Source organism: Mycobacterium sp. (assembly GCF_019243155.1).
Taxonomy (GTDB): Bacteria; Actinomycetota; Actinomycetes; order Mycobacteriales; family Mycobacteriaceae; genus Mycobacterium.
In genome coordinates this window covers 1-24,238 of the sequence record NZ_JAFAUS010000070.1, presented here as the reverse complement: position 1 = coordinate 24,238, position 24,238 = coordinate 1, and the positions used below count along the sequence as shown (strand labels likewise).

Here is a 24,238-nt window from a genome sequence, read left to right as displayed (position 1 = left end):
CGACTTTCACCGGCGGATCGCCCGGTGCGTTCCAGGGATCGTTCTCCTATCTGCTGCAGGACGAAGATGGGCAGACCATCGAATCCCATTCCATCTCAGCGGGTTTGGACTATCCCGGGGTGGGTCCAGAACACGCGTGGCTTCGGGAGACCGGACGCGCCGAGTACCGGCCCATCACCGATGCCGAGGCGATGGACGCGTTCGGCCTGCTGTGTCGTACCGAGGGGATAATCCCCGCCATCGAGTCCGCGCACGCGGTGGCCGGCGCCCTGCAACTGGGCGTCGAGTTGGGGGCCGGCGCGATCATCGTGGTAAACCTTTCGGGGCGGGGGGACAAGGACGTTGAGACGGCCGCCAAGTGGTTCGGTCTTTTAGGGCCCAGCGAGCGATGACCTTGAAACAGAGCGAAGCGAGCAGGCTTGGACCGATATTCGATGTGTGCCTTCAGGAGAATCGCGCGGCGCTGATCGGTTACCTGCCGACCGGTTACCCGGATGTGCGCACGTCGGTCGACGGCATGATCGCGCTGGTCGAATCCGGTTGCGACATCATCGAAGTCGGCGTGCCCTATTCGGATCCCGGCATGGACGGCCCGACCATCGCCAAAGCCACCGAGGCCGCACTGCACGGGGGGGTGCGCGTGCGGGACACGCTCGCCGCGGTCGAGGCGATCAGTTCTGCGGGCGGACGGGCCGTGGTGATGACGTACTGGAACCCCGTGTTGCGCTATGGGGTTGACGCGTTCGCGCGGGATCTGGCAGCGGCCGGCGGGCACGGCCTGATCACCCCCGATCTCATTCCCGACGAAGCCGGTCAGTGGCTGGCCGCATCTGAGGAGCATCGGTTGGACCGGATTTTTTTGGTGGCGCCGTCGTCGACGCCCGAGCGCTTGTCGATGACCGTCGAGGCGTCGCGGGGATTCGTCTACGCGGCCTCGACGATGGGGGTGACGGGTGCGCGCGACGCGGTGTCGCACGCCGCGCCCGAACTGGTGCGCAGGGTGAAGGCGGTGTCCGACATCCCCGTCGGAGTCGGGCTCGGCGTGCGGTCGCGCGAGCAAGCCGCGGAGATCGGCAGCTACGCCGACGGTGTCATCGTCGGATCCGCGTTGGTGTCGGCCCTCGGGGACGGCGGTTTGCCCGCATTGCGCTCCCTGAGCGAGGAACTCGCTACCGGCGTCCGGCAGAGGACGTCCGCCTGATGACGATGATGCCGACGTACTTTCCCAGCCCGCCGCAGGGTGTGTGGCACGTCGGCCCGTTGCCGATTCGGGCGTACGCGCTGTTCATCATCGCCGGCATCGTGGCGGCGCTGATACTCGGCGACCGGCGCTGGGAGGCCCGCGGTGGCCAGCGCGGCGTCATCTACGACATCGCGCTCTGGGCCGTGCCGTTCGGCTTGGTCGGCGGCCGGCTCTATCACCTGGCAACCGACTGGCGGACCTACTGGGGCCCGGGCGGCGCCGGACTCGGCGCGGCGCTGCGGATCTGGGACGGTGGTCTGGGGATTTGGGGCGCGGTGGCGCTCGGTGCCGTCGGCGCGTGGATCGGTTGTAGACGCCGCGGCATTCCGCTTCCAGCCTTCGCCGACGCCATCGCCCCGGGAATCATCTTGGCGCAGGCCATCGGTCGGCTCGGTAACTACTTCAACCAGGAGCTCTACGGCCGCGAGACCACGCTGCCGTGGGGTCTGGAGATCTTCTACCGCAAGGACCCCTCGGGATACATCGATCCGCATTCGCTGGACGGTGTGTCGACGGGGCAGGTCGCGCTCGTCGTGCAGCCGACGTTCCTTTACGAATTGCTGTGGAACCTCCTGGTTTTCGCCGTCCTGATCTACGCGGACCGGCGTTTCACATTGGGCCACGGTCGGCTGTTCGGCCTCTACGTCGCCGGCTACTGCATCGGGCGCTTCTGCGTCGAGTTGCTGCGCGACGACACCGCCACTCACATCGCCGGCATCCGGATCAATTCGTTCACATCGACTTTCGTCTTCATCGGCGCCGTGGTGTACATCATGGCCGCGCCGAAGGGTCGCGAAGATCCCGAGAGTCTGCGTGGTAACGACTACGAGGCCGAGGAACCGGCGGAGTCCGAATTGGAACCCGAACCCGCGGACGAGTCGCCGACCGAGTCGGTGGAAGCGGTGGAGGCGGCCGATGTCGCCGAGACGGAGAACGCGGAGCCCGAGACCGAGGAACCCGAGGTCGAAGAACCCGCAGCCGAAGAACCAAAGGCCGAAGAGCCAGAGCCGGAAATCGGATCCGAGGCAGAGGCCGAAAAGGTCGAGGAGCAGCCCGAAGAAGAGGCCGAAGAGCCCGAACCCGAGCCAGACGAGGCAGAAGGCGCGGTCCACGCCGAGACGAGCGAGCCGGAAGCGGACGAACCGACTGAAGACCAACCCGCTGAGGCCGAATCCGAAGAAGAACCGGCTGAGGCCGAATCCGAAGAAAGACCGGCCGCCCAGGAGACGGACGGCTCCGCCGACGAGGCGCCGGATCGGGAAACCCGCAAGGGTTGGGGCCAGCGCCTGAGAAATCGCTTGCCGCGCCGCTAGCAACGCGTCTGGCATGCTGAACAGCGTGACCAACGCGGGGTCCGGCCTACCTCGTCACCGCCTGTACGTCGCGGGGGGTACCGGCACGCTGTTGGGCGGTGCGCTCGGCTACGTCGCGCTGGTCGACCCGCACACCGCCGACTCGGCGTATCCGCTGTGTCCGTTCAAGTGGCTCACCGGCTGGAATTGCCCCTTCTGCGGCGGCCTCCGCATGATGCACGATCTGCTGCACGGCGACTTGGTGGCCAGCATCAACGACAACATTTTCCTCTTGACCGGCATCCCGCTGCTGGCCGGTTGGGTGCTGTTCCGCCGCGCGCGGGGCAGGCCACCGCTGCCGGTATCGGCGCTGGTGACGGTCGTGGTCGCGGCGATCGCCTGGACGGTGCTGCGTAATTGGCCCGGTTTCCCCCTGATTCCGACGATTCTGCGCGGTTAATCGTTCACCACGCGGGACCGCGTAGGTCGGGCCGTCGTGACTCAGCGCGACTATGGTGGTTAGGCGTGAGTAGACGCGGAAAGATCGTCTGCACCCTTGGCCCTGCGACAAATTCGGACGCGTCGATTCTGGCGCTGGTCGAAGCCGGAATGGACGTTGCCCGGCTGAATTTCAGTCACGGCGACTACGCCGACCACAAGGCCGCCTACGAGCGCGTCCGGTCCGCGTCAGATACCACGGGCCGTGCGGTCGGCGTACTCGCCGACCTGCAGGGCCCCAAAATCCGGCTGGGACGCTTCGCGACGGGCTCCACGTACTGGGCGGACGGTGAAATCGTGCGGCTCACCGTCGCCGATTGCGAGGGCAGCCACGATCGGGTGTCGACCACCTACAAGAAGCTCGCCGAGGACGCCGTCGTCGGCGACCGGGTCCTAGTCGACGACGGCAAGGTCGGACTCGTGGTCGACGCCATCGAAGACCAGGACGTGATCTGCACCGTCGTCGAAGGCGGACCGGTCAGCAACAACAAGGGCATGTCGCTGCCAGGGATGAATGTGTCCGCTCCGGCCTTGTCGCAGAAAGACATTGAGGACCTCACGTTCGCGATGGAGCTCGGGGTCGACCTCGTCGCGTTGTCCTTCGTGCGCTCCCCGTCCGACGTCGAACTGGTCCACGAGGTGATGGATCGGGTCGGGCGCCGCGTGCCGGTGATCGCGAAACTCGAAAAGCCCGAAGCCATCGACAACCTCGAAGCCGTCGTGCTGGCCTTTGACGCCATCATGGTGGCCCGTGGCGACCTCGGCGTGGAGCTGCCGCTGGAAGAGGTCCCCCTGGTGCAGAAGCGGGCCATCCAGATGGCCAGGGAGAACGCCAAGCCGGTGATCGTCGCCACCCAGATGCTGGAGTCGATGATCGAGAGCTCGCGGCCCACGCGGGCCGAGGCTTCCGATGTCGCGAACGCCGTGCTCGACGGCGCCGACGCGGTGATGCTGTCCGGGGAGACCTCGGTCGGGAAGTATCCGCTGGCTGCGGTCCGGACGATGGCGCGAATCATCTGCGCGGTGGAGGAGAACTCCACGGCCGCGCCGCCGCTGACGCACGTGCCGCGCACCAAGCGAGGTGTGATCTCCTACGCCGCCCGCGACATCGGCGAGCGACTGGACGCCAAGGCGCTGGTCGCCTTCACGCAGTCCGGTGACACCGTGAAGCGGCTGGCGCGGCTGCACACGCCGCTGCCGCTACTCGCGTTCACCGCCTGGCCGGAGGTGCGCAGCCAGCTCGCCATGACGTGGGGGACCGAGACGTTCATCGTCCCGATCATGAAGTCCACCGACGAGATGATCCGCCAGGCCGATAAGTCGCTGATCGAGCTGGGCCGCTACAAGCGAGGCGACCTGGTGGTGATCGTCGCCGGCGCGCCACCTGGCACAGTAGGGTCAACCAACCTGATCCACGTGCACCGGATCGGGGAGGACGACCTCTAAGCGCATTCAGTCCCTAGGAGAGCCCGTGCCGGCCGGCGACCAGCCGATTACTGACTTCGAAGAACTGCTGGCGGCGCTCGACCTCAACCGCATCTCCGACGACCTGTTCATCGGAGCGCACCCGAGCAAGAACCCGATGCGGACCTTCGGTGGACAGCTGATGGCACAGTCGTTCGTCGCGAGCAGCCGCACCCTCGTCAGGGACGATCTGCCGCCCAGTGCGCTGTCCGTGCACTTCATCAACGGTGGAGACACCGCCAAGGACATCGAATTCCGCGTAACGCGGCTGCGCGACGAGCGGCGTTTCGCGAATCGACGCGTCGACGCCATGCAGGACGGCATGCTGCTGTCCTCGGCGATGATTTCCTACATGTCTGGCGGCCGCGGCCTCGAGCACGCCATCGAGCCACCTCAGGTGCGCGAACCCCACACGCAGCCCACCATCGGCGAGTTGTTGCGGGGTTACGAGGAAACCGTTCCGCACTTCGTCAACGCCCTGCAGCCGATCGAGTGGCGCTACACCAACGATCCGGCGTGGGTGATGCGGGAGAAGGGGGATCGGCTTCCCCACAACCGGGTCTGGATGAAGGCGCTGGGAGTGGTGCCCGACGACCCGGTGCTGCACACTGCAGCGATGGTGTACTCCTCGGACACCACGGTGCTGGATTCGGTGATAACCACCCACGGCCTGTCCTGGGGCTTTGACCGCATCTTCGCGGCGTCGGCGAACCATTCCATGTGGTTTCACCGGCAGGTCGACTTCAACGAGTGGGTGCTGTATTCGACGTCGTCGCCGGTGGCCGCGGATTCGCGCGGGCTGGGGACCGGGCACTTCTTCGATCGCGCCGGCCAGTTGCTCGCCACGGTGGTGCAAGAGGGCGTTCTGAAATACTTCCCCCCGCGCGCCTGAGCAACGAAATACCCACAGGACAGTTGTCCGATTTCGGCTCTGCGAGGCCGGGATCAGCGTAAATTCGTACTTGCAAGGTATTCGGTGCAGCGGTGGCGTCAAGCCGCCCAGCTGAACTTTCAGCGCATCGGGAGGTGAGCATGAACGGATCGCCGGTACGTGTTGCGGCGAAGCCCCGAGCGCGTGAACGCGTTGTCGTGCATGTCGATTCGCTCGCGGCGCGCTGCATCGGCGCCATCGCCCTGCTATCCGCCACGTGCTGGCTCGTCGTCATACTCGCTCGCCATCATCACCACCCACAGTGGCACTACACCGATCGACTGGCCTGGTCGCTGACGATCCTGGCCGCTGTGGCATGGATCGCCCGCGGCATCTGGCTGGGACGTCCCGTGACGGCTCTGCACGCGACCGCTGCCGCTCTATTAGTGTTGGCGGGCTTGGGATTGCACGTGTTGTCCTTCGATCTGCTCGGTGATTTCGTGATCGTCAGCTCGGGACTGGCGCTGATGTGGCCGACGACATCGCATCCGCGGCCCGAGGATCTGCCGCGGGCCTGGGAATTGATCAAAATCACCAAGGACGATGCGCTGGCCCCGTTCACCATGCAGACCGGCAAGTGCTACCACTTCGCCGCTGACGGCAGGGCGGCTCTGGCGTACCGCACCCGGATGGGTTTTGCCGTGGTGGGCGGCGACCCGATCGGTGATGACAGTCATTTCCCGCAATTGGTGGCCGACTTCGCCGCAATGTGTCACACCCACGGCTGGCGGATCGTCGTGGTGGGCTGCAGCGAGCGGCGCCTCGAGCTATGGAAAGACTCAGCGGTGCTTGGCCAATCGTTACGGGCCATCCCGATCGGTCGCGATGTCGTCGTCGACGTGGCCAACTTCGACATGGCCGGGCGAAAGTTCCGCAACCTGCGTCAGGCGGTGAAACGCACTCATAACGCCGGTGTTACGACCGAGATCGTGGGGGAGCAGGAACTCACCGATGCGCAGCACGCCGAGCTGGCCGAGGTGGTGCGGGCGTCATCCAAAGGGGCGCACAGTGATCGCGGGTTCCACATGAACCTGGATGGGGTGCTGGAGGGCAGATTCCCCGGCATCCTCCTGATCGTCGCCCGCGACGCATCGGGGAAGGCGCAGGCGTTTCATCGGTATGCGACCGCCGGTGGTGGCAGCGACATCACCCTCGATGTGCCGTGGCGGCGGCGCGGGGCGCCCAACGGTCTCGACGAGCGGCTCAGCGTCGACATGATCATGGCCAGCAAAGACGCCGGGACACAACGGCTATCGTTGGCGTTCGCCGCGTTCCCCGAGATCTTCGACGACAAGAATCGCGGCCACACCCAGCGCGTCTTCTATCGGTTGATCCATATCCTCGACCCGCTGATCGCTCTCGAGTCGTTGTACCGGTACGTGCGTAAGTGGCACGCGCTGGACGCCCGCCGCTACGCGCTGGTTTCGATGACTCAGGTAGTGCCCCTGCTGTTCGTGCTGCTCTCCTTGGAGTTCATGCCGCGTCGACGGCACCTCTGAGCGTCCGTCCCGGTTCTCAAATCCGGCCATCGCGGCGCTCCCGCCTGGGTCGATCCGACCTGCTCGCGCGTCGATCCCGAAGCTTGAGCAGTCCGTGGCGGATATTTGTGGCGACCACGCCGGAATTTCGGCGCAGCCCGCGGTGTGAGCGCGCGGTAGTCGTGCGGACAATCCTTCGAAATCCGGCTGAAACAGTTGCCACGTACTGTTGCTGACGATCGAGAGCTACTTCGGGGGACGCACTCGACTAGTTGTTGTCGAACGTAAGCTGTGGTGGCACAAGCGGAACGGCGAGGGCCGATTTTGGCGGCACCGACGAAAACGCATTGTCCGTACTGCTCGCTGCAGTGTGGAATCGAACTTGATGTGTCGGGAGGTTCTGTAGCCCTCAGGCCACAGGACGACTTTCCAACCAACCGTGGCGGGTTGTGCGCCAAGGGTTGGAGTGCGGCCGAGTTGTTGGGACACCCAGAGCGGCTCACGACACCACTTGTCCGCGACGGGCGTAGTTCGCAGCTGCGTCCGGCTGACTGGAACGAAGCTCTGGAGCGGATCGTGTCGGCGTTCCAGAGCGCCCAGACGGAGTACGGCCACGACGCGGTGGGATGTTTCGGCGGAGGCGGTCTCACCAACGAAAAGGCCTATCAATTTGGCAAATTCGCGCGTGTGGCGCTCCGCACCTCGGCGATCGACTACAACGGCCGGTTCTGCATGTCCTCAGCGGCCGCCGCCTCGGTCCGCTCCTTTGGCATCGACCGGGGGTTGCCCTTCCCGCTATCCGACGTCGCGCACGCTGATGCCCTGCTCATCGTCGGCGCCAACCCCGCCGAAACCCTGCCGCCGGCCATGCAGTTCTTCGACGAAGGCATCTCCCGCGGCGCAAGGCACATCGTCGTCGATCCACGGCGTACCGCTACGGCGAGCCGTTCTTCACTGCATCTGCAACCCGTCCCGGGCACCGATCTGGCGCTGGCCAACGGCATGCTCAACGTGATCGTCCGCGAAGGGCTGGTCGACCGGAAATACATTGCAGAGCGTACGACGGGCTTCGAAGCGGTTCGTCGGGGAGTGCGGCTGTACTGGCCGGATCGGGTTGAGCGGATCACCGGCGTGCCCGAGAAGGAAATCGTGGCCGCGGCGCGGACGCTTGCGCGGGCCGAACACGCGATGATCCTGACTGCGCGCGGCGCCGAGCAACATAGCTACGGCACCGATACGGTTCAGGCCTTCATCAACCTGGCCCTGGCGCTGGGGTTGCCCGGCCGAAAATACCGCGGCTTCGCGACGATTACGGGGCAGGGCAACGGGCAGGGCGGCCGCGAACACGGCCAGAAATGTGACCAACTGCCCGGCTACCGAAAACTCGATGACCCCGCGGCTCGCGCGCATATCGCGCAAGTGTGGGGAATCGACCCGGCCGACCTGCCGTCGCCGGGCCGGTCGGCCTACGAAATGCTAGATGCCATCGGCACTCCGGGCGGCGTGCGGGCGCTCTGGGTGATGGGGTCCAACATCGCGGTCTCGACCCCGGACTCGCGGCGCATCGCCGAGAAGATCAGCCAGCTAGACCTGCTGGTGGTCTCCGACATCTTCTTGTCCGAGACCGCGGCGCTGGCGGATGTGGTGTTGCCGACGGCGCAATGGGCCGAAGAATCGGGCACCATGACCAATTTGGAGGGACGAGTCATTCTGCGGCGCAAAGCAATTGAGCCACCGGGTGAGGCCCGCAGCGACCTCGACGTGATGGCTGACCTGGCGAAGCGATTGGGGGTACAGGGGTTTTCAGCCGACTCCGAGGAGGTCTTCGACGAATTGACCCGAGCGAGTGCGGGAGGCAAAGCGGACTACCGGGGGATCAGCTATGCCCGGATCGCCGCCGAACGGGGGGTGTTCTGGCCTTGCCCCTCGCCGGTGTCCCCGGCGACGGAACGGTTGTTCGCCGAGGACTTTCCGACTCCTGATCGCCGGGCTCACTTCCATGCGGTCCAGCAGCCGGGCGCCGCCGAGCTGCCCGACGAGGAATTTCCGTACTACCTCACCACCGGACGGGTGTTGCGTCAGTATCAGTCCGGCACGCAAACACGGCGGGTCGCCCAGCTTGCCGAGGCGGAGCCCGAGCCGGTGGTCGAGTTGCACCCGACGCTGGCCGGACTGGTCGGCGTGCGGTCCGGCGATAAGGTCCGGCTGCGGACGCGGCGTGGCGAGGTCGTGATGACCGCGCGCACGGCGAGCGGCATCCGCCCGGACACCGTGTTCGCGCCGTTCCATTGGGGCGGAGTTGCCAACATCAACCGGCTGACCATTCCGGAACTGGACCCGATCTCTCGGATGCCGTCGTTCAAAGTCTGCGCGGTGGCACTCGAACCAGCCGACACCGTCGATCCCACGAAAGGTGAAGACAATGGGTGATGACAGCACACCGCGATTTCTGCAAGGGGCGTTTGTCTTCCACGGCAAGGGCTACGACGCGCCGGTCTTGCTCGACGCGTCCCTGCGGTACGTTGTGCCCGCCGGTTCGGTCACCCAGCCGGTCTACTTCCGCGGCGGCAACAGCACCGACGAATTGGTCACCGTTGTGGTGATGCGCGACGGCGCCCCGCTCCGTTACTTCCCCATCGGGGCCAAAGACGCTGTGCACGTGCCGCTTCGGGTGGTTGAAGATCTCCTTGCCGACACCGTTCTCGAGGTGTTCATCGCCGCACCGGATGGACTGAGCGGCACGGTCATTGTCGACATCGGCCTGGTCGAGATCTAGTCGGGGTCACGACATGACGCTCCTTGGTGAAACCTCCGTCAATGGTTCCGTGGACGGTCGGGGCAAGCCCGGCCTCGCGCGGTTGGTCATCGTCGGCAACGGAATGGCCGGTGCGCGCGCGCTGGAGGAGATCATCGCGCGCGGTGGCCTGGAGCGGTTTGCCATCACCGTGTTTGGTGACGAACCGTACGGTAACTACAACCGGATTCTGCTGTCCAACGTGCTGGCGGGCTCGGACGATGCCAGCGAGATCTACCTCAACCCGCTGGACTGGTACGCCGAGAACACCGTCGATTTGCGCAGCGGGGTGCGGGTGGTGCGGATCGACCCGTTCGCGCACATAGTGCACGCCAACGATGGCAGCAAAATCCGTTACGACAAGCTGGTTTTGGCCACCGGAAGCCGATCCTTCTTCCCACCGATGGAGGGCATCTGGCAACCGGACAACAAGACGCTGATACCGGGCGTGTTCGGATTCCGGACCCTCGACGACTGTGAGGGCATGATCGAATTCGCCAAACAGCGCTCTCGGGCCCTTGTCGTCGGCGGCGGTCTACTCGGGCTGGAAGCCGCACGGGGCCTGCAGAATCGGGGTCTGCAGGCAGGCGTCGTACAGAGCGGCCCCGTCCTGATGAATGCTCAACTCGATGACCAGGCCGGTGCCATTTTGCGTCGCCTCGTAGAGGGACTCGGTATCACAGTGCATACCGGCAAGAGGCCCACCTCGGTGCTCAGCGAGGGCGACCTGCCGGTCGCGCTCGGCTTTGGTGATGGCACTCATCTCCCTTGCGACATGGTGGTATTAGCGGCCGGTATCCGGCCCAATGTTGGCCTGGCGCAGCGGGCCGGACTGACAGTGGAACGCGCGATCGTCGTCGACGATCACATGCGATCGGTTGACGACGACGACATCTACGCCGTGGGTGAATGCGTCCAACACCGCGGCCAGGTCTATGGTCTGGTTGCACCGTTGTGGGAACAGGCCACCGTACTGGCCGATCATTTGACCGGTATCAATCCCCATGCCGCATACCATGGTTCACGAACGGCGACCAAGCTCAAGGTTGCCGGTGTCGACGTGGCCGCGATGGGATTGAAGGGGCCGGAAAGCGACGACGACGAGTTCGTGCAGTACGTCGAGCCAAAGCACGGGGTGTACAAGACACTGGTGGTGCGGGACGGCAAGCTGGTGGGGGCGACGCTGGTCGGCGACGTCAGCAAAGTGGCGTTCCTGATGCAGGCCTTCGACCGTGGGCTCCCGCTGCCGACCGAACGCGTCTCGCTAATGTTCGACATCGGCACACCTGATGCGGCCACCGGAGCCGCGGAGTTGTCCGACGACGCGCAGGTGTGCAACTGCAATGGAGTCAGCAAAGCCGCGATCGTCGGATGCGTCAACGCAGGCCAGACGTCGCTGGCGTCGGTGATGAATGCGACCCGCGCCGGGAAGGGCTGTGGCTCGTGTAAAGGCCTGGTCGCCCAGGTAGTGGAGTGGGCCGCTTCCGCAAGCGGGGCAGCGGTTTCCGACGATGACGCCGCAGCCACCTGGTACGTGCCGGGCGTCCCCTACGAAAAGCCCGAGCTGATGCGAATGATCCGCGAGCTGAACCTGCATTCGGTGTCGTCGGTGTTCGAGGCGCTGGCACCCGAGGGTCGCGAGGACGCGCAGTCGAAGATGGCGTTGTCCTCGTTGCTGGAAATGATGTGGGGCGACGAGTTTGTCGACGAACGGGCTAGCCGCTTCATCAACGACCGGGTCCACGCCAATATTCAGCGGGACGGCACATTCTCGGTGGTGCCGCAGATGAAGGGCGGCGTGACTAGTTCTGAGCAGCTTCGCAAAATCGCCGACGTCGCCGACAAATATGAGATCCCGATGATCAAACTCACCGGCGGGCAGCGGATCGACCTGCTCGGCGTGCGTAAGGAAGACCTTCCGGCAGTGTGGGCCGACCTGGGGATGCCGTCGGGCTACGCCTACGGAAAAAGCTTCCGAACTGTCAAAACCTGTGTGGGCAGCGACTTCTGCCGCTTTGGACTTGGTGATTCAACCGCGTTGGGTATCGCCATCGAGGAGCGATACCAAGGCCTGGCCAGCCCGGCCAAGATGAAATTGGCGGTCACGGGCTGTCCGCGCAATTGCGCCGAGGCACTGTGCAAGGACCTCGGCGTCGTGGCGATCGACGGCGGGCAGTGGCAGATCTATGTGGGTGGCGCCGCGGGAGCCCACGTGCGCAAGGGTGACCTGCTGGCCACCGTGAGCAGCCGCGACGAGGTGATCACGCTGACCGGACGTTTCCTGCAGTACTACCGCGAGAATGCCAATTGGCTCGAGCGCACTTACAGTTTCGTGCCGCGGATCGGAATCGAACGCCTCCGCGCGGTCGTGGTTGACGACGCCGACGGGATCGCCGCCGACCTCGACGCCCGGATGCAGCAGTCGGTGGATTCCTATCACGACCCGTGGACTCAGAGCGGTGTCCGGTCCCAAAAGAATTTGGAGGACAATCAGTTCCGCCCTTCGCTGCCGCTGATTTCACTTCCACAGGTGCCGGTGCGATGACCGACGTCACGCTGGGGCCGGTGGACGACCTTCCCCCGTGTGAGGGCCGAGCCTACGTCGTCGAGGGCCGCCAAATCGCTGTCTTTCGGCTACGGGACGGCTCGCTGCGCGCCCTGGACGCTGTGTGCCCGCACCGCGGCGGCCCGCTGGCCGACGGGCTGCTGGATGACCGTGTCGTCGTCTGCCCGCTGCACAGCCACACCTATGAGCTCGAGACCGGGCGTGAGGTCGGCAATGGCGGACTGTGTGTGACCGCGTACCCCGTACACACCGATGGTGCCGGAACTATTCATCTCCGTCTTCCCGAGCCCGCAGATCTGCCCGATTTCCCCGAGCGCAACGGCGCGCATCCCTGAACTGCCCCGCCACGCAGGAGATCGCCATGACCGCACAACCGGCAACCTTGCAACCGACTGCTCCGCTGCGCTCACGGCTGCGGGCGGGCGATCATCGGATCTCTGGATGGGATCCCGAGCACCTCGACGCGTGGAACAACGGCGGACACAAGGTCGCCCGACGGAACCTGATCTGGTCGATCTTCGCCGAGCACATCGGATTTTCGGTGTGGTCGATCTGGTCGGTGATGGTGTTGTTCATGCCGCAGAACGTCTACCACATCGACCCGGCCGGCAAGTTCTACCTGGTGGCCGTCCCGACCTTGGTCGGTGCACTGTTGCGGCTGCCGTACACCACTGCCGTCGCACGCTTCGGTGGCCGCAACTGGACCATCGTGAGCGCGCTACTGCTGCTCATCCCGTTGACCCTGACGTGGTGGTTCATGGTGAATCCCGGCTTCTCCTACACCACATGCCTTTTCGTCGCGGCCTTCGCGGGCTTTGGCGGCGGCAATTTCGCCTCTTCGATGACGAACATAAACGCCTTCTACCCGGTGCGCCTCAAGGGGTGGGCGCTGGGTCTCAACGCTGGCGGCGGCAATATCGGGGTGCCGGTCATCCAACTGGTAGGTCTGCTGGTCATCGCAACCGCCGGAAACCGCTCACCGCAGATCGTCTGCGCTGCCTACCTGGTCCTGGTCGGCCTGGCAGCGCTGGGCGCCGCGCTTTTCATGGACAACCTCGACAACCAAAAATCCAACGCCGCCGCGATGTTGCGCGTAATGAAGTTCTCCGACACATGGTTGATCTCTTTCCTTTACATCGGCACCTTCGGATCCTTCATCGGCTACAGCTTTGCCTTCGGGCAGGTGCTCCAGATCAACTACCTGACCACCCCGCACACCACCGCAGCCGCCGCCGCCCTGCGTGCCTCGCAAATCGCCTTCCTGGGGCCGTTATTGGGATCGCTGAGTCGGCCGATCGGTGGACGACTCGCCGATCGCATCGGCGGCGCCAAGATCACCATGGGATGTTTCGTGGCGATGGTCCTCGCCACCGGAATTTTGGTGATCGCCGGAATTCGAAGTGACTCCCACCCCGGCCAGATCAGCCACGAAACCATGGTGGCCTACGTCTTAGGTTTCATCCTGCTGTTCCTGATCTCCGGTCTCGGCAACGGGTCGGTCTACAAGATGATTCCCTCCATATTCGCCGCGAAATCGCTGACCTTGAAGGGCTTCTCACCGTCAGAGACCCTCGCGTGGGAGAGGTCCATGTCGGGTGCGCTGATCGGCATCGCCGGGGCGGTCGGAGCCCTGGGCGGAGTCGGAATCAACGTCGTGCTGCGGGCTTCCTACGCGGGAGCGCAGAAGTCCGCAACGACGGCCTTCTGGGTGTTCCTGGTTTTTTACCTCCTGTGCCTAGCAGTCACATGGCTCGCGTACGTGCGGCCCCGCGGCACTACCTCGCTCGCGTGAGGTGTGCGCCGCCACCTCCGACTTTCGGCTGTGAGGTCGTAAATCGCCGGCTTGTGATCGTCGCGCCGTGTTGGGTGGTGACGGTGAACGCAACGGCATTGCGGGATGACGCCATGCGCGAATTCATCTCGAGCCTCTCCCGATGCGGTGGAGAACCTGCTCAAGCGGCTAGGTGACTTGCGCGCCGTCGACGCGTAACTCGCGACACTCGATCCCGTCGGGCAGATGATGAGTCGCCACCACCACCGTTCGGTCCTTGGATATCAGCGATGAATTCGAGCCGAGCAAGTCGCAGAGGACCGGCGCGGCGTCGATCACGTCGAGGTGCTCGGTGGGCTCGTCGAGCAGCACGATCCTGGCGGGCGAGATCATCGCCCGAGCCAGCAGCAACCTGCGACGCTGGCCCGCCGAAAGCGCTTGGGCACCACCGATCAGCACCGTCGACAGGTCGTCGGGCAAACCGGCGAGCCAGTCGCCCAGGCCGACGGCGTCCAGCGTCGCGACGAGCTCGCCGTCTGGGCAGTCACCCCGGGCAACCAGCAGGTTGTCGCGGACGGTGGTGGCAAAGACATGGGCGTCCTCGGCGAAAAAGCTGACGGCGCTGCGTAAATCCTCTTCGGCGAAGTGACTGATCGGGATACCGTTCAGCAGCACCTGACCGTCCAGTGGTGGTAGCAGTCCGGCGAGCGTCATCAGCAGTGTCGTCTTGCCGGAACCGCTGGGACCGGTGACGGCGAGCCTGGCACCCGGCGGCAGATACATAGCCAAGCCGGTCGGGCGTGGTGTGCCGGGGTGGCCGGAGCGAACGTCGGCGGATAACGCGGCGGTGCCAACCGTTTTCGACGCGATGGCCGTCGACGCGGCGGGTTCCCATTCAGTCGCAGTCAGCTCAAGCAAGCGACGCGCGGCGATCCGTGACCGCGTCAACTGCACGGCCGCGGCCGGCAACGGGGTCATCGCCTCGAAAGCGGAGAGCGGCAACAACATCAGGATGGCCAGCGTGGTGGGCGCGACCGCGGGCGCGAGTCCGATGCCTGCCACGACCGCGCCGAGCACGCTTATCCCGATCGCCGCGGTCGGCATCGCCTCGGCAACGGCGGCGGGCCTGGCGGCATCGTCGAGAGCATCACCCCAAGCACGTTGACGGCGTTGCGATTCGGCGATGACACCGGAAAGCCGGCCGGCAACCCGAAGCTCGGGCGCGTGCTCCAGAGCGATCATCGCCGACGTATCGCGTTCTGAATGATGCTGTCGGGCAACGTCTTCCTGAGTCGCCGCGGCCCTACCCGCCAGGCGCGGCGCCACAACGCCTGCGGTCAGCAGGCAGATCGCCGTCACGACCGCGGCCGCCGGCGCGATGACCGCGACCACCACGGTCGCCGCAACCGACAGCACGATCGCGACACCGATCGGTACCAGCGCACGCACTAGCACGTTGGCCAGTTCGTCGACGTCCGCGCCCACTCGTGCCACCAGCTCGCCGCTGTGCAGCCGCGCGGTGGCCGTTGCCGGCCCATGCGCCAGCCGCTGATAGATCTGCGCACGCGCCGTCCCGGCTGCCCGCAACGCGGCGTCGTGCGTCACCAGTCGCTCGCAGTAGTGCAGAACGGCACGCGAAATCGCGAAGAGGCGCACCGCGACCGCCGCGACGGACAGATCCAGCACGGGTGGCATCTGCCAGGCCCGCGTGATCAGCCACGCAGAAACGCCGGCCAATGCCAGCGCGCTGCCCAGTGACAGCACCCCAAGGGTGATGGCCGCCAGGAGACGGCGTAGCCGCGGACGCAACAGTGCCGTGATCGCGATGGTCAAATCAGACCGGCGCATAACGCACCCCGCCCTCGGCGGCCACCTCGATCACCCGATCGCCGATGGAGACCACCGGGTCGCGGTGACCGACGACGACCACCGTCGCGCCGGCACGGGCGCGCTCGACTATAGACTGCAATACCCGTTCCTCGGTGCGGGCGTCCAGGTGCGCGGTGGGCTCGTCGAGCAACAACACCGCGGCCGTCGATCCGAGCGCGCGGGCGAGGCCCAGCCGTTGCCGCTGGCCCAGGGACAGCCCGACGCCTCCGCGACCGAGTAGCGTATCGAGTCCGTCCGGCAGCTCCGCCAGTACCGCATCGAATCCCGATGCGGCACAGGCCGTCTCCAGGTCGTCCAAGTCGCCGAGCAGGGTGAGGTTGTCGGCGACGGTGCCCGGGACGAGCACCGGGCGCTGTGGCAGCCAGGACAGCTGGCGCCACCACTCGGTCGGGTCCAGGTCGGTGACGTCGACTCCGGCCACAATGACCCGCCCCGACGATGGCACGGTGACGCCGGCGATCGCCTGCAGCGTGGTGCTCTTGCCTGCGCCGTTTCGTCCGGTAAGCACCGTCACCGAGCCGGGCTCGATCACCGCGGTGAGATCGCAGGGCGCCTGGCCGTCACGGCCGGTCACGGTGAGATCCTCGAGCCTTATCCGCGCGCCGCGCGCGGTGACCGTAAGCGTTCTGTCCTGTGGGGCAGCCGACTCACCGATGAGGGCGAACGCCTCATCGGCCGCGGTCCTGCCGTCCTGAGCGGCATGGAATTCGACGCCGATCCGGCGTAGCGGCCAGTAGACGTCCGGGGCCAGCAAAAGGACCGTGAGACCGGTGGTCAGGGTCATCTCACCGAACACCAGGCGAAGTCCGATCCCGACCGCGATCAGCGCAACGCCGAGCGTTGCGAGCAATTCCAGCACGAGCGCCGACAGGAATGCGATCCGAAGCGTCGCCATGGCCGAGCGGCGATGGGCCGCAGCGAGTTCGGCGATGCGATTCTCCGGGCCCTGGCTTCGTCCCAGGGCGCGCAGCGTGGGGATACCGGCGATCAGATCCAGCAGCCGCGCCTGCAGGGTTGTCATGGCGGCCAGTGCCGCCGCCGACCGGTCCGCGGTCGCCAGCCCGATGAGCACCATGAAGATCGGTATCAACGGCAGGGTGATGAGCACGATCACCACCGATTTCAGGTCGTAAAAGGCGATCACGGCGACGGTCGCCGGCGTGAGGATCGCGGCAAGAAACAGCGTCGGCAGGTAGCCGGTGAAATAGGGGCGCAGCCCGTCCAGACCCCGGGTGACCACCACCGCCGCGGCGTCGCGTTCGGTGGCGAGTTCGCCGGGCTGCCGGGCGGTCACCGCCGTCAACACCTGGCCGGACAAATCCGCGATCACCGCGCTGGCGCCCCGTTGACTCAGGCGGGCCTGCCACCATTGCGTCACCGTGCGAATGGTCCACAGCGTCAACAGGATTGACAGGGGTCCCAACCAGACCCGCACGGTGCGCGCCGAGGGATCGCCAACCACGCGGGCGACGATGCCCGCCAGCATGATCGCCGAACCGATCGCACAGCCGGAGATGACGACCCCACAAACCACTGCGGCGAGAAGGTAGCGACGCACTGTCGTCGATGACCGCCACAACCGCGGGTCCAAGGGGCCCCGTGCTTGTGAAGCCGGCGAGCGCTTTGCGCTCAGGACGCACGCCTCGCCAGGCCGACGGGCGGTGGGATTCGCTCCGACGAGATCCGTTGCCGGAAAGTCCAATACGACCAGGCCTGATACACGACGGTCAGGGGGGCCATGAAAACCGTCACCCACGACATCACCTTGAGCGTGTAAGGCGTCGACGAGGCGTTGTAGATGGTCACGCTCCATTGCTTGTTGAGCGTCGAGGGCACCAGGTTCGGATACAGCGCGCCGAACAACAGGATCACCACCGAGGCCACCACCAGCGCCGTGCAGACGAACGTCCAGCCGTCGGAGGCGCGTCGCAACACCAGCAGCACCGCCGCCAGCTGCGCCACCACCGCGACGCCCAGCACCAGCCAGGTCCAGTTCTTGCCGTACGCCAGCTGCGTCCACAGTCCAAAGGCCGCAACCAGTCCGGTGACCGGAAGTGACAGCCACACGCCGAAGCGGTGTGCGTCATCGCGGATCGCGCCGGATGTTTTCAGCGCGACGAACGCCGCGCCGTAGAACAGGAACAGGCCGGCGGTGGCCAACCCACCCAGCACGGTGTAGGGGTTGAGCACATCGGTGATCGACAGGTCGACGTGGCCGGTGGCATCCACCGGGAGTCCGTGCACGAGGGCGGCGAACGCAACACCCCACAATATGGCGGGCAGCCACGACCCGGTCGCGATCGCGGCATCGGCCCAGCCGCGCCACTTTGTGTCGTCGATCTTGCCGCGCCACTCGATCGCCACGACGCGCACGATCATGCCGAACAATATCGCCAGCAGCGGCAAGTACAGCGTGGAGAAGACCGTGGCATACCAGCCGGGGAATGCGGCGAACATGGCTGCGCCGCCGACGATCAGCCACACCTCGTTGCCGTCCCAGACCGGCCCGATGGTGTTGAGCGCCGTGCGGCGCAGCGGTTCGGGTTCACCGATGCCAACGCGCGCGAACGGTTCCATCAGCATGCCCACGCCGAAGTCGAAGCCCTCGAGGACGAAGAAACCGACGAACAGCATCCCGATGACGCCGAACCACAATTGCTGCAGTCCCATCGGTCAGCTCCTTTCCGGGTAGATAAGCCTCACCGTCAATAGGCGAAGGAGAGCGGCGCCACCTCATCGTCGGTGGGCCCGGGTGGGGGCGCCGGCTCCGAGTCGTGCTCCAGGGGGCCCTCGACGACGTAACGCCGGAGCAGAAAGAACCAGATGACCGCGAGCACCGCGTAGAGGAGGGTGAAGGTCGTCAGTGACGTGATAACCATGCCGGGCGTGTTGTGAGATACGCCTTCGCGCACGGTAATTCGAATCAGTTGATCGCCAGTTGGGTTGGGCGCCACCACCCACGGTTGACGGCCCATCTCGGTGAACACCCAACCGGAGATGTTGGCCAAGAATGGCGTGGGAATGGTAAGCAGCGCGAACCAGGAAAACCACCGTTGGCTGGGCGTTCGGCCGCCACGAGTCAGCCATAGCACGGTCAGCGCGAATAGCACTGGAACCGCAAGGAATCCGATCATCGCCCGGAAGGACCAATAGGTGACGAACAGATTCGGCCGGTAGTCGTCGGGTCCGAACCGCTGCTGGTATTGGTGCTGCAGGTCGTTGACCCCTTGCAGCGTCACGCCGCTGAACCGGCCCTCGGCCAGGAACGGCAACACGTACTTCACCTTGATCACTTCGGTGACGCTTCCGCAGTTGTTGTGTGTGCCGATGGTCAGAACCGAGAAGTCGGGGTCGGTTTTGGTGTTGCACAACGATTCCGCCGACGCCATCTTCATCGGCTGCTGCACGAACATCAGCTTGCCCTGGCGATCGCCGGTGAAGAAGAGCCCGACGGTGGCGATCAGCACGACGAAACACCCCAGGATGGCCGCCGGACGGAACATGGTGCGCGCGTCTGATTGGGCGGCGGCGCTGTCGGGTTCCGATTTGTGCGAACGCACCATCCACCACGCGCTGACGGCGGCAACGAACGTGCCCGCCACCAGCAACGCGCCCATCACCGTGTGTGAAAACGCCGCTTGGGCAGTGTTATTGGAGAGCAACACCCAGATGCTGTCCAACTCGGCACGCCGCGTCGCCGGGTTGTAGTGCGCGCCGACCGGGTGCTGCATGAACGAATTCGCGACGATGATGAAGAACGCGGACGCGTTGACACCGAAAGCGACAATCCAAATGCAGGCCAGGTGTACCAACTTCGGCAGCCTGCTCCAGCCGAAGATCCACAAACCGATGAAGGTGGACTCGAAGAAGAAGGCGAACAAGCCTTCCATGGCCAGGGGCGCACCGAAGACGTCGCCGACGAACTTCGAGTACTCACTCCAGTTCATGCCGAACTGGAATTCCTGAACGATCCCGGTCGCCACGCCGATGGCGAAGTTGATCAGGAAGAGCTTGCCGAAGAACTTGGTGAGGCGGTACCACGCGGTGTTCCCGGTCACCACCCAAACCGTCTGCATGATGGCGAGCAGCGGCGCCAACCCGATTGTGAGCGGCACAAAGATGAAGTGGTAGACGGTAGTGATACCGAACTGCCACCGCGAAATATCGACGACATTCATCTGTCATCTCCCAAACTGCGGAGGCCGAACCAACAGCTACGACATAGTGTAGTAGACCCGTCGAGGTGCCGCCAGCCCCCGGCCGCCTCAGCTGCTCAGTGTTTTTGATGCCTTGCGGATGCCGAACGACGACACGATCTCGAAGATGCCGATGACGATGAACCAGACGCCGACGACGATGGCAAGGGTGACAATCGATTCGAGCGGTGAAGCCAGGACGACGATGCCGGCGAGCAAACTGATCACGCCGACGAAAATTGACCATCCGCGGCCAGGCAGGTGCGGGTCACTGATGGCCGACACCGTCGTGCCGACACCGCGGAAGATGAAACCGATGCCAATCCAAATGGCCAACAACAGGATTGCGGTCAGCTGGTCTTTGCCGAAATGACGAAACGCCAGGACGGCAAGAATGAGGGATGCGGCGCCGCTGATGAAAAGCAGGATCCGACTACCCGCAGAGACATGCAGGCTGAACGCGAAAAACACCTGCGCGGCACCGGTGATCAGCAGGTAGATACCGAACATGATCGCGGCGACCAGAATTGTTCTGCCAGGCCATGCCAGGATCAGGACACCAACGATCAGCGACAGAATTCCCGACAGCAGCGTGGATTTCCACAGATGAGGCAACAAGCTTGGAACAGGCGTGGTTGCAGGGGAAGTGGTCATGGCCGAAGTCTGGCACAAACACAGGTTTTGGTACAGGGACCTTGGTCAGACGTGGGCGGTACGTGAGTCCTCTGCGACCAGATCGGTGGGCTCCTCGGCCGCCCTGCGTCCGATGAGATACCAGGTACGCATGCAGCCTTTGCCCTTGATGTCGATCTCGCCTCGCTCCTGAAGTACGAATTCGTGCTTGAGGCGCTCGTACATGGCCTCGGGCACCTGAATTCGGCCCACCGAGTCGGTGGATTCCATCCGGGACGCGACGTTTACCGCGTCGCCCCAGACGTCGTAGAAGAACCGTCGCGAGCCGACGACGCCCGCGACGACCGGTCCGCACGCCATGCCCACTCGCAACGGAACCGCGTGCCCGTGCGGATCTTTCAGCTTGGTCGCGACGTCGGCCATGTCGATCGCGAAGTCGGCCAGCGCTATGGCGTGATCCGATCGGGCGCGCGGAACTCCGCTGACCACCATGTAGGAGTCGCCGCTGACTTTGATCTTCTCGAGCCCGTGTTTGTCGACCAGTTCGTCGAAGGCGCTGAAGAGGCGGTCGAGGAACCGCACCAGGTCGGCCGGCGGGGTGCTGCTGGCGCGCTCGGTGAAGCCGACGATGTCGGCGAACAAGACCGAGGCCTCGTCGTATTTGTCGGCGATGATGCCGCGGTCGGGCTCCTTGAGCCGCTCGGCGATGCTGGACGGCAACATGTTGGCCAGCAGCGTCTCTGAGCGCTGGTATTGGGCCTCCATGACCGCCTCGGCGCGGGCGGTGTCGCGCAGCGCGAACCAGACCGTCACGACCACCATCACGACGGCGGAGATGGTCGTGATGACGAAGCCCATCGACTGGGCCCAGGCGGGCTGCAGTCCGGTGCTGCGCGGCACCAAGAACTCGAGAGCGATGATCAGACCGGCGGAGAAGGCCGCCATCGCCGACGCCAAGAGGATGTGTTCAATCCCGAGCAGCAGCAGGACCAGACACGCTCCGACCAAGAAGAAGAACTCGGCTCCCGAATCGGTGCCCATGGCCCAGCAGGTGGCGACGATCGAGGCGTAGGCGGCCGCCATAAACGTAAGCGGGGCAACCAAATCCCCGAATTTGTTGAGCCAGGGAATCATCGCGAAGACGGTGGCCGCGGCGACGTTGATGGAGGTGACCTGCCAAGTCCACGCTCCGCTGAGGATCTGCACAAGCACGAAGCTCACGCTCACCGCGACGGCCAGCCAAGCGGTGATCGTCAGGACCCGGGCGCGCCGCGCGGCGCTGTCGGCGTAGTGCTTATTGCGGTCGCGCGCTTGAGCCCGCACCGCGGCCACGCAGTCCGGGCGCTTCGGCGAGCCTTCTGACCATTTCGGTGGGCCACCGCATTTCCTGGGCGCCACGGAGTAAGCCTAACTGCTGGCCCCCGCCTTGTCGGCTTCCTTTTCGAGAATCCTCGCGGGTTGAGGGTCGGGGCTGCGCCCGGGGTGAGGTTGTTGGCGTCTCCGTGTTTCTCGGGCGAGATTCAAACGGCGTTACAGAGTTTCACACTTTGGGCTCGAACTTGGTGGCGCAGTGAAGCCGTCCGGCCAACGCACTGAGGTTTCATAGCAAATGTTCGTTAGATTCGCGTTGGTCAGCTTTGCGCCAGCAAAATTTGCGCCGGTAAGGGTTGCGCCAGTCAAATTCGCGTGCGTTAGGTTTGCTCCGGTCAAATTTGCATAATTCAAATGAGCGTTTATTAGAATAGCTCCCTTTAAGTTGGTCCGGCCCCATTTATCGCTCTGGCCCAGGTATGCGTTCTTCAGGATCGCATCTGTCAGATCCGCCGAAGCCAAGTTGGCCCCGGAAAGAGTTGCCTGGTTGAGTGTGGTGGATTTTAGCCATGCGCCCTCAAGCTGAGCGCCGCGTAGATCTGCACCATTTAAGCAAACGGCGGATAGGTCGATCTGCTCTTGAGATTTTCGTCGTCCTATTACCGTCAAGGCGGCCTGAACATCGGCCGATGGGGGAGTGACCTTTGTACATTCCTTTGGTGGATGGTCGGCTACGTAGGTATCTAGGACGTTCATCACCACGAGTCGAAGATTTCCGTCCGCCAGGGGATCCTGTGTCAACTGCTCCAGTGAATAGATGCCGCCCACCACAACGTCGATGGCATTTTTGGACGAATCGAGTTGTCCGATCGCCTTATTGAATCGATCGCTCAGTTGGCCCCGGGCTGAAAGGGAGTACTGGTTTTCGGTAGAGCCCAACGATCTCGCCGAGAAAAATATTGCTACCACTGCAGCAAGGGCAGTCGCAAAGGCGGTAACCTTTGACCAATCAACCCTATTGAACAGCGCGACGAAATCTCGCTTGACCTTTTCCAGTAACCGACGCCATCGGCTTCGAATAACGGGGCGGACCGGCTGAGGCAGCCGGAGACGCTGCTGCCGAGTAACGGTTTGGCGTAATCGCGTAATGCTGGCGTTTGCGCTCGGTTCTCGCAACGTTGGTTTTTTCCCATCAATCCTTCCCCGCTGTTCAGAAGAATGGCTGTGGCGACCTCCGGGCTGTCTAAGTTTGGGAAAGGCTGTGTCCAGGGAGGGAACCGTTTGAGCCATTGGCAGAACGTCGTGAGTGGGAGTTGCGTCGGCGGGGGCGGTCATTCGTAACTCTTTTCCGAGGAGCCTAATGTTTTGTTTCGATCGCAACGTGAATTTGGCTGGCTGTCAATTTGAAGGGCAAGCCACATCGACCTGGACTAGCGTGTGTTGCTTTTCTTGGAGACTTGCCGACTGGTCGAGGTTGCTTGGATGGGTTGCATTGACGGAGCACTGCGAGAGCAGTGATCTGGGTACTGCGGGTAGGTATTGCACGTTGTATCCCTGGGCTTCCAGATTGCTCACCACAACGTCAGCGCTGTCGGGATTCGCCGCAGCAATTGCTGGTAGTCCCAACGCCGCCGCGATGACGGCACCGGCAGCTCCGGTGGCAGCGACAAGATTGCTCATTGTGGCCCTCCCTCCAAATCCGGACCATTGAATTGGATCGTGACAAGAGAAAACTCGGGCGACGACAGGCGTTTTGATTCGTCCGTGCCGCGGCTGTTTGTCAACGAGTTCACACCGGCGATTCTCGGCCGTCCTCAATGACATCGGCACGAGTAGTCGGCTACTCGTCTTTGCCGTTGCGTAGACCCGCCGAGGGCATCTCACTGACTGTTGACGTCACAGATCTCCCAATCTTTGAGACGGGGGAGTCGTGTCGCTCCGTCAGGGATTAGCTGTCACAACCCGCCTGACAGCGGAGACCCGGCGACCGTCGTCGGCGCACCCGGACGCGCGCTCGGCGGCCCGCCAGGACCCTGGTCGAGGCGACTGGCCGCGAAGGTCGCGCCCTTGTCGATCATCGCCACGTTGGTCGAATACGTGTCATGTGCGGCGAAATTCATTCCCTCGGAGCAGATCGGGTCCTCGGCTGCGCACACCTTGATGGTCTTGGC

General features: G+C 64.4%; 19 protein-coding genes and 2 pseudogenes. 12 read left to right on the top strand and 9 right to left on the bottom strand.

Translation table 11 applies throughout. From position 1 onward, the window contains the following. From JOZ00_RS03715 to JOZ00_RS03660, 12 genes and pseudogenes are all read left to right on the top strand, one after another. Nucleotides 1-392, top strand: a pseudogene (locus JOZ00_RS03715) (pyridoxal-phosphate dependent enzyme); the annotation flags it as partial. Next, complete coding sequence (gene trpA / locus JOZ00_RS03710) at nt 389-1,201, top strand: tryptophan synthase subunit alpha (protein WP_293339785.1); 813 nt, start codon at nt 389-391, stop codon at nt 1,199-1,201. The pseudogene JOZ00_RS03715 and the gene trpA, both read left to right, overlap by 4 nt. Beyond that, nucleotides 1,201-2,556 (top strand): prolipoprotein diacylglyceryl transferase, encoded by a 1,356-nt coding sequence (locus tag JOZ00_RS03705; RefSeq protein ID WP_293339782.1) that lies wholly within the window; start codon nt 1,201-1,203, stop codon nt 2,554-2,556. The genes trpA and JOZ00_RS03705 overlap by 1 nt, the downstream gene beginning before the upstream one ends. Nucleotides 2,557-2,644: 88 nt before the next feature. Next, nucleotides 2,645-2,995: a DUF2752 domain-containing protein gene (locus JOZ00_RS03700; RefSeq protein WP_293339791.1), complete on the top strand. Its 351-nt coding sequence runs from the start codon at nt 2,645-2,647 to the stop codon at nt 2,993-2,995. 65 nt (nt 2,996-3,060) lie between these two features. After that, nucleotides 3,061-4,479 carry a pyruvate kinase gene (gene pyk, locus JOZ00_RS03695; RefSeq protein WP_293339779.1) on the top strand — a complete coding sequence of 473 codons (1,419 nt, stop codon included), beginning with the start codon at nt 3,061-3,063 and terminating at the stop codon, nt 4,477-4,479. Between the two features lie 25 nt (nt 4,480-4,504). Beyond that, nucleotides 4,505-5,389 carry an acyl-CoA thioesterase II gene (locus tag JOZ00_RS03690; protein ID WP_293339776.1) on the top strand — a complete coding sequence of 295 codons (885 nt, stop codon included), beginning with the start codon at nt 4,505-4,507 and terminating at the stop codon, nt 5,387-5,389. Nucleotides 5,390-5,529: 140 nt separating this feature from the next. Further along, nucleotides 5,530-6,927: a phosphatidylglycerol lysyltransferase domain-containing protein gene (locus tag JOZ00_RS03685; RefSeq protein ID WP_293339773.1), complete on the top strand. Its 1,398-nt coding sequence runs from the start codon at nt 5,530-5,532 to the stop codon at nt 6,925-6,927. 270 nt (nt 6,928-7,197) lie between these two features. Next, nucleotides 7,198-9,336: a molybdopterin oxidoreductase family protein gene (locus JOZ00_RS03680; protein ID WP_366022246.1), complete on the top strand. Its 2,139-nt coding sequence runs from the start codon at nt 7,198-7,200 to the stop codon at nt 9,334-9,336. Next, nucleotides 9,329-9,682, top strand: coding sequence for a molybdopterin oxidoreductase (locus tag JOZ00_RS03675; protein ID WP_293339768.1), 354 nt, complete (start codon nt 9,329-9,331; stop codon nt 9,680-9,682). Before JOZ00_RS03680 ends, JOZ00_RS03675 begins: the two co-directional genes overlap by 8 nt. Before the next feature lie 13 nt (nt 9,683-9,695). Next, the gene (nirB, locus tag JOZ00_RS03670) at nt 9,696-12,245 is read left to right on the top strand and encodes a nitrite reductase large subunit NirB (protein WP_293339765.1); all 2,550 of its coding nucleotides are present in this window, start codon (nt 9,696-9,698) and stop codon (nt 12,243-12,245) included. Next, nucleotides 12,242-12,601: a Rieske 2Fe-2S domain-containing protein gene (locus tag JOZ00_RS03665; RefSeq protein WP_293339763.1), complete on the top strand. Its 360-nt coding sequence runs from the start codon at nt 12,242-12,244 to the stop codon at nt 12,599-12,601. The genes nirB and JOZ00_RS03665 overlap by 4 nt, the downstream gene beginning before the upstream one ends. 26 nt (nt 12,602-12,627) lie before the next feature. Continuing rightward, on the top strand, nt 12,628-14,058 hold the full coding sequence (locus tag JOZ00_RS03660; protein WP_293339760.1) for a nitrate/nitrite transporter: 1,431 nt from the start codon (nt 12,628-12,630) through the stop codon (nt 14,056-14,058). A 168-nt stretch (nt 14,059-14,226) separates the two neighbouring features. Here JOZ00_RS03660 and cydC read toward each other — a convergent pair whose 3' ends face one another. The 9 genes and pseudogenes from cydC to JOZ00_RS03615 form a co-directional block, all read right to left on the bottom strand. Then, on the bottom strand, nt 14,227-15,885 hold the full coding sequence (cydC, locus tag JOZ00_RS03655) for a thiol reductant ABC exporter subunit CydC (protein WP_293339757.1): 1,659 nt from the start codon (nt 15,883-15,885) through the stop codon (nt 14,227-14,229). Then, nucleotides 15,872-17,485, bottom strand: a complete 1,614-nt coding sequence (cydD, locus tag JOZ00_RS03650) for a thiol reductant ABC exporter subunit CydD (protein ID WP_293339754.1) — start codon at nt 17,483-17,485, stop codon at nt 15,872-15,874. Before cydD ends, cydC begins: the two co-directional genes overlap by 14 nt. A gap of 71 nt (nt 17,486-17,556) precedes the next feature. After that, nucleotides 17,557-18,597, bottom strand: coding sequence for a cytochrome d ubiquinol oxidase subunit II (cydB, locus tag JOZ00_RS03645; protein WP_293339752.1), 1,041 nt, complete (start codon nt 18,595-18,597; stop codon nt 17,557-17,559). A gap of 35 nt (nt 18,598-18,632) precedes the next feature. Next, entirely contained in the window at nt 18,633-20,105 is a 1,473-nt protein-coding gene (locus JOZ00_RS03640; protein WP_293339749.1) for a cytochrome ubiquinol oxidase subunit I, read from the bottom strand. An 87-nt stretch (nt 20,106-20,192) separates the two neighbouring features. Continuing rightward, nucleotides 20,193-20,795, bottom strand: coding sequence for an HdeD family acid-resistance protein (locus JOZ00_RS03635; protein ID WP_293339746.1), 603 nt, complete (start codon nt 20,793-20,795; stop codon nt 20,193-20,195). Nucleotides 20,796-20,822: 27 nt separating this feature from the next. Next, nucleotides 20,823-22,154, bottom strand: coding sequence for an adenylate/guanylate cyclase domain-containing protein (locus tag JOZ00_RS03630; protein WP_293339743.1), 1,332 nt, complete (start codon nt 22,152-22,154; stop codon nt 20,823-20,825). Between the two features lie 132 nt (nt 22,155-22,286). Continuing rightward, on the bottom strand, nt 22,287-23,402 hold the full coding sequence (locus tag JOZ00_RS03625; protein WP_293339741.1) for a pentapeptide repeat-containing protein: 1,116 nt from the start codon (nt 23,400-23,402) through the stop codon (nt 22,287-22,289). 63 nt (nt 23,403-23,465) lie between these two features. Further along, entirely contained in the window at nt 23,466-23,747 is a 282-nt protein-coding gene (locus JOZ00_RS03620; RefSeq protein ID WP_293339738.1) for a hypothetical protein, read from the bottom strand. Nucleotides 23,748-24,022: 275 nt separating this feature from the next. After that, nucleotides 24,023-24,238: pseudogene (locus JOZ00_RS03615) on the bottom strand (cutinase family protein); the annotation flags it as partial.

What these genes read in the sequence shown, in the direction of transcription:
- cydC (WP_293339757.1), bottom strand. Translation starts at nt 15,885, where the DNA reads ATGCGCCGGTCTGATTTGACCATCGCGATCACGGCACTGTTGCGTCCG.
- JOZ00_RS03620 (WP_293339738.1), bottom strand. Translation starts at nt 23,747, where the DNA reads ATGAGCAATCTTGTCGCTGCCACCGGAGCTGCCGGTGCCGTCATCGCG.
- JOZ00_RS03640 (WP_293339749.1), bottom strand. Translation starts at nt 20,105, where the DNA reads ATGAATGTCGTCGATATTTCGCGGTGGCAGTTCGGTATCACTACCGTC.
- JOZ00_RS03675 (WP_293339768.1), top strand. Translation starts at nt 9,329, where the DNA reads ATGGGTGATGACAGCACACCGCGATTTCTGCAAGGGGCGTTTGTCTTC.
- cydB (WP_293339752.1), bottom strand. Translation starts at nt 18,597, where the DNA reads ATGGGACTGCAGCAATTGTGGTTCGGCGTCATCGGGATGCTGTTCGTC.
- JOZ00_RS03685 (WP_293339773.1), top strand. Translation starts at nt 5,530, where the DNA reads ATGAACGGATCGCCGGTACGTGTTGCGGCGAAGCCCCGAGCGCGTGAA.
- JOZ00_RS03660 (WP_293339760.1), top strand. Translation starts at nt 12,628, where the DNA reads ATGACCGCACAACCGGCAACCTTGCAACCGACTGCTCCGCTGCGCTCA.
- nirB (WP_293339765.1), top strand. Translation starts at nt 9,696, where the DNA reads ATGACGCTCCTTGGTGAAACCTCCGTCAATGGTTCCGTGGACGGTCGG.
- JOZ00_RS03665 (WP_293339763.1), top strand. Translation starts at nt 12,242, where the DNA reads ATGACCGACGTCACGCTGGGGCCGGTGGACGACCTTCCCCCGTGTGAG.
- JOZ00_RS03705 (WP_293339782.1), top strand. Translation starts at nt 1,201, where the DNA reads ATGACGATGATGCCGACGTACTTTCCCAGCCCGCCGCAGGGTGTGTGG.
- trpA (WP_293339785.1), top strand. Translation starts at nt 389, where the DNA reads ATGACCTTGAAACAGAGCGAAGCGAGCAGGCTTGGACCGATATTCGAT.
- JOZ00_RS03625 (WP_293339741.1), bottom strand. Translation starts at nt 23,402, where the DNA reads ATGACCGCCCCCGCCGACGCAACTCCCACTCACGACGTTCTGCCAATG.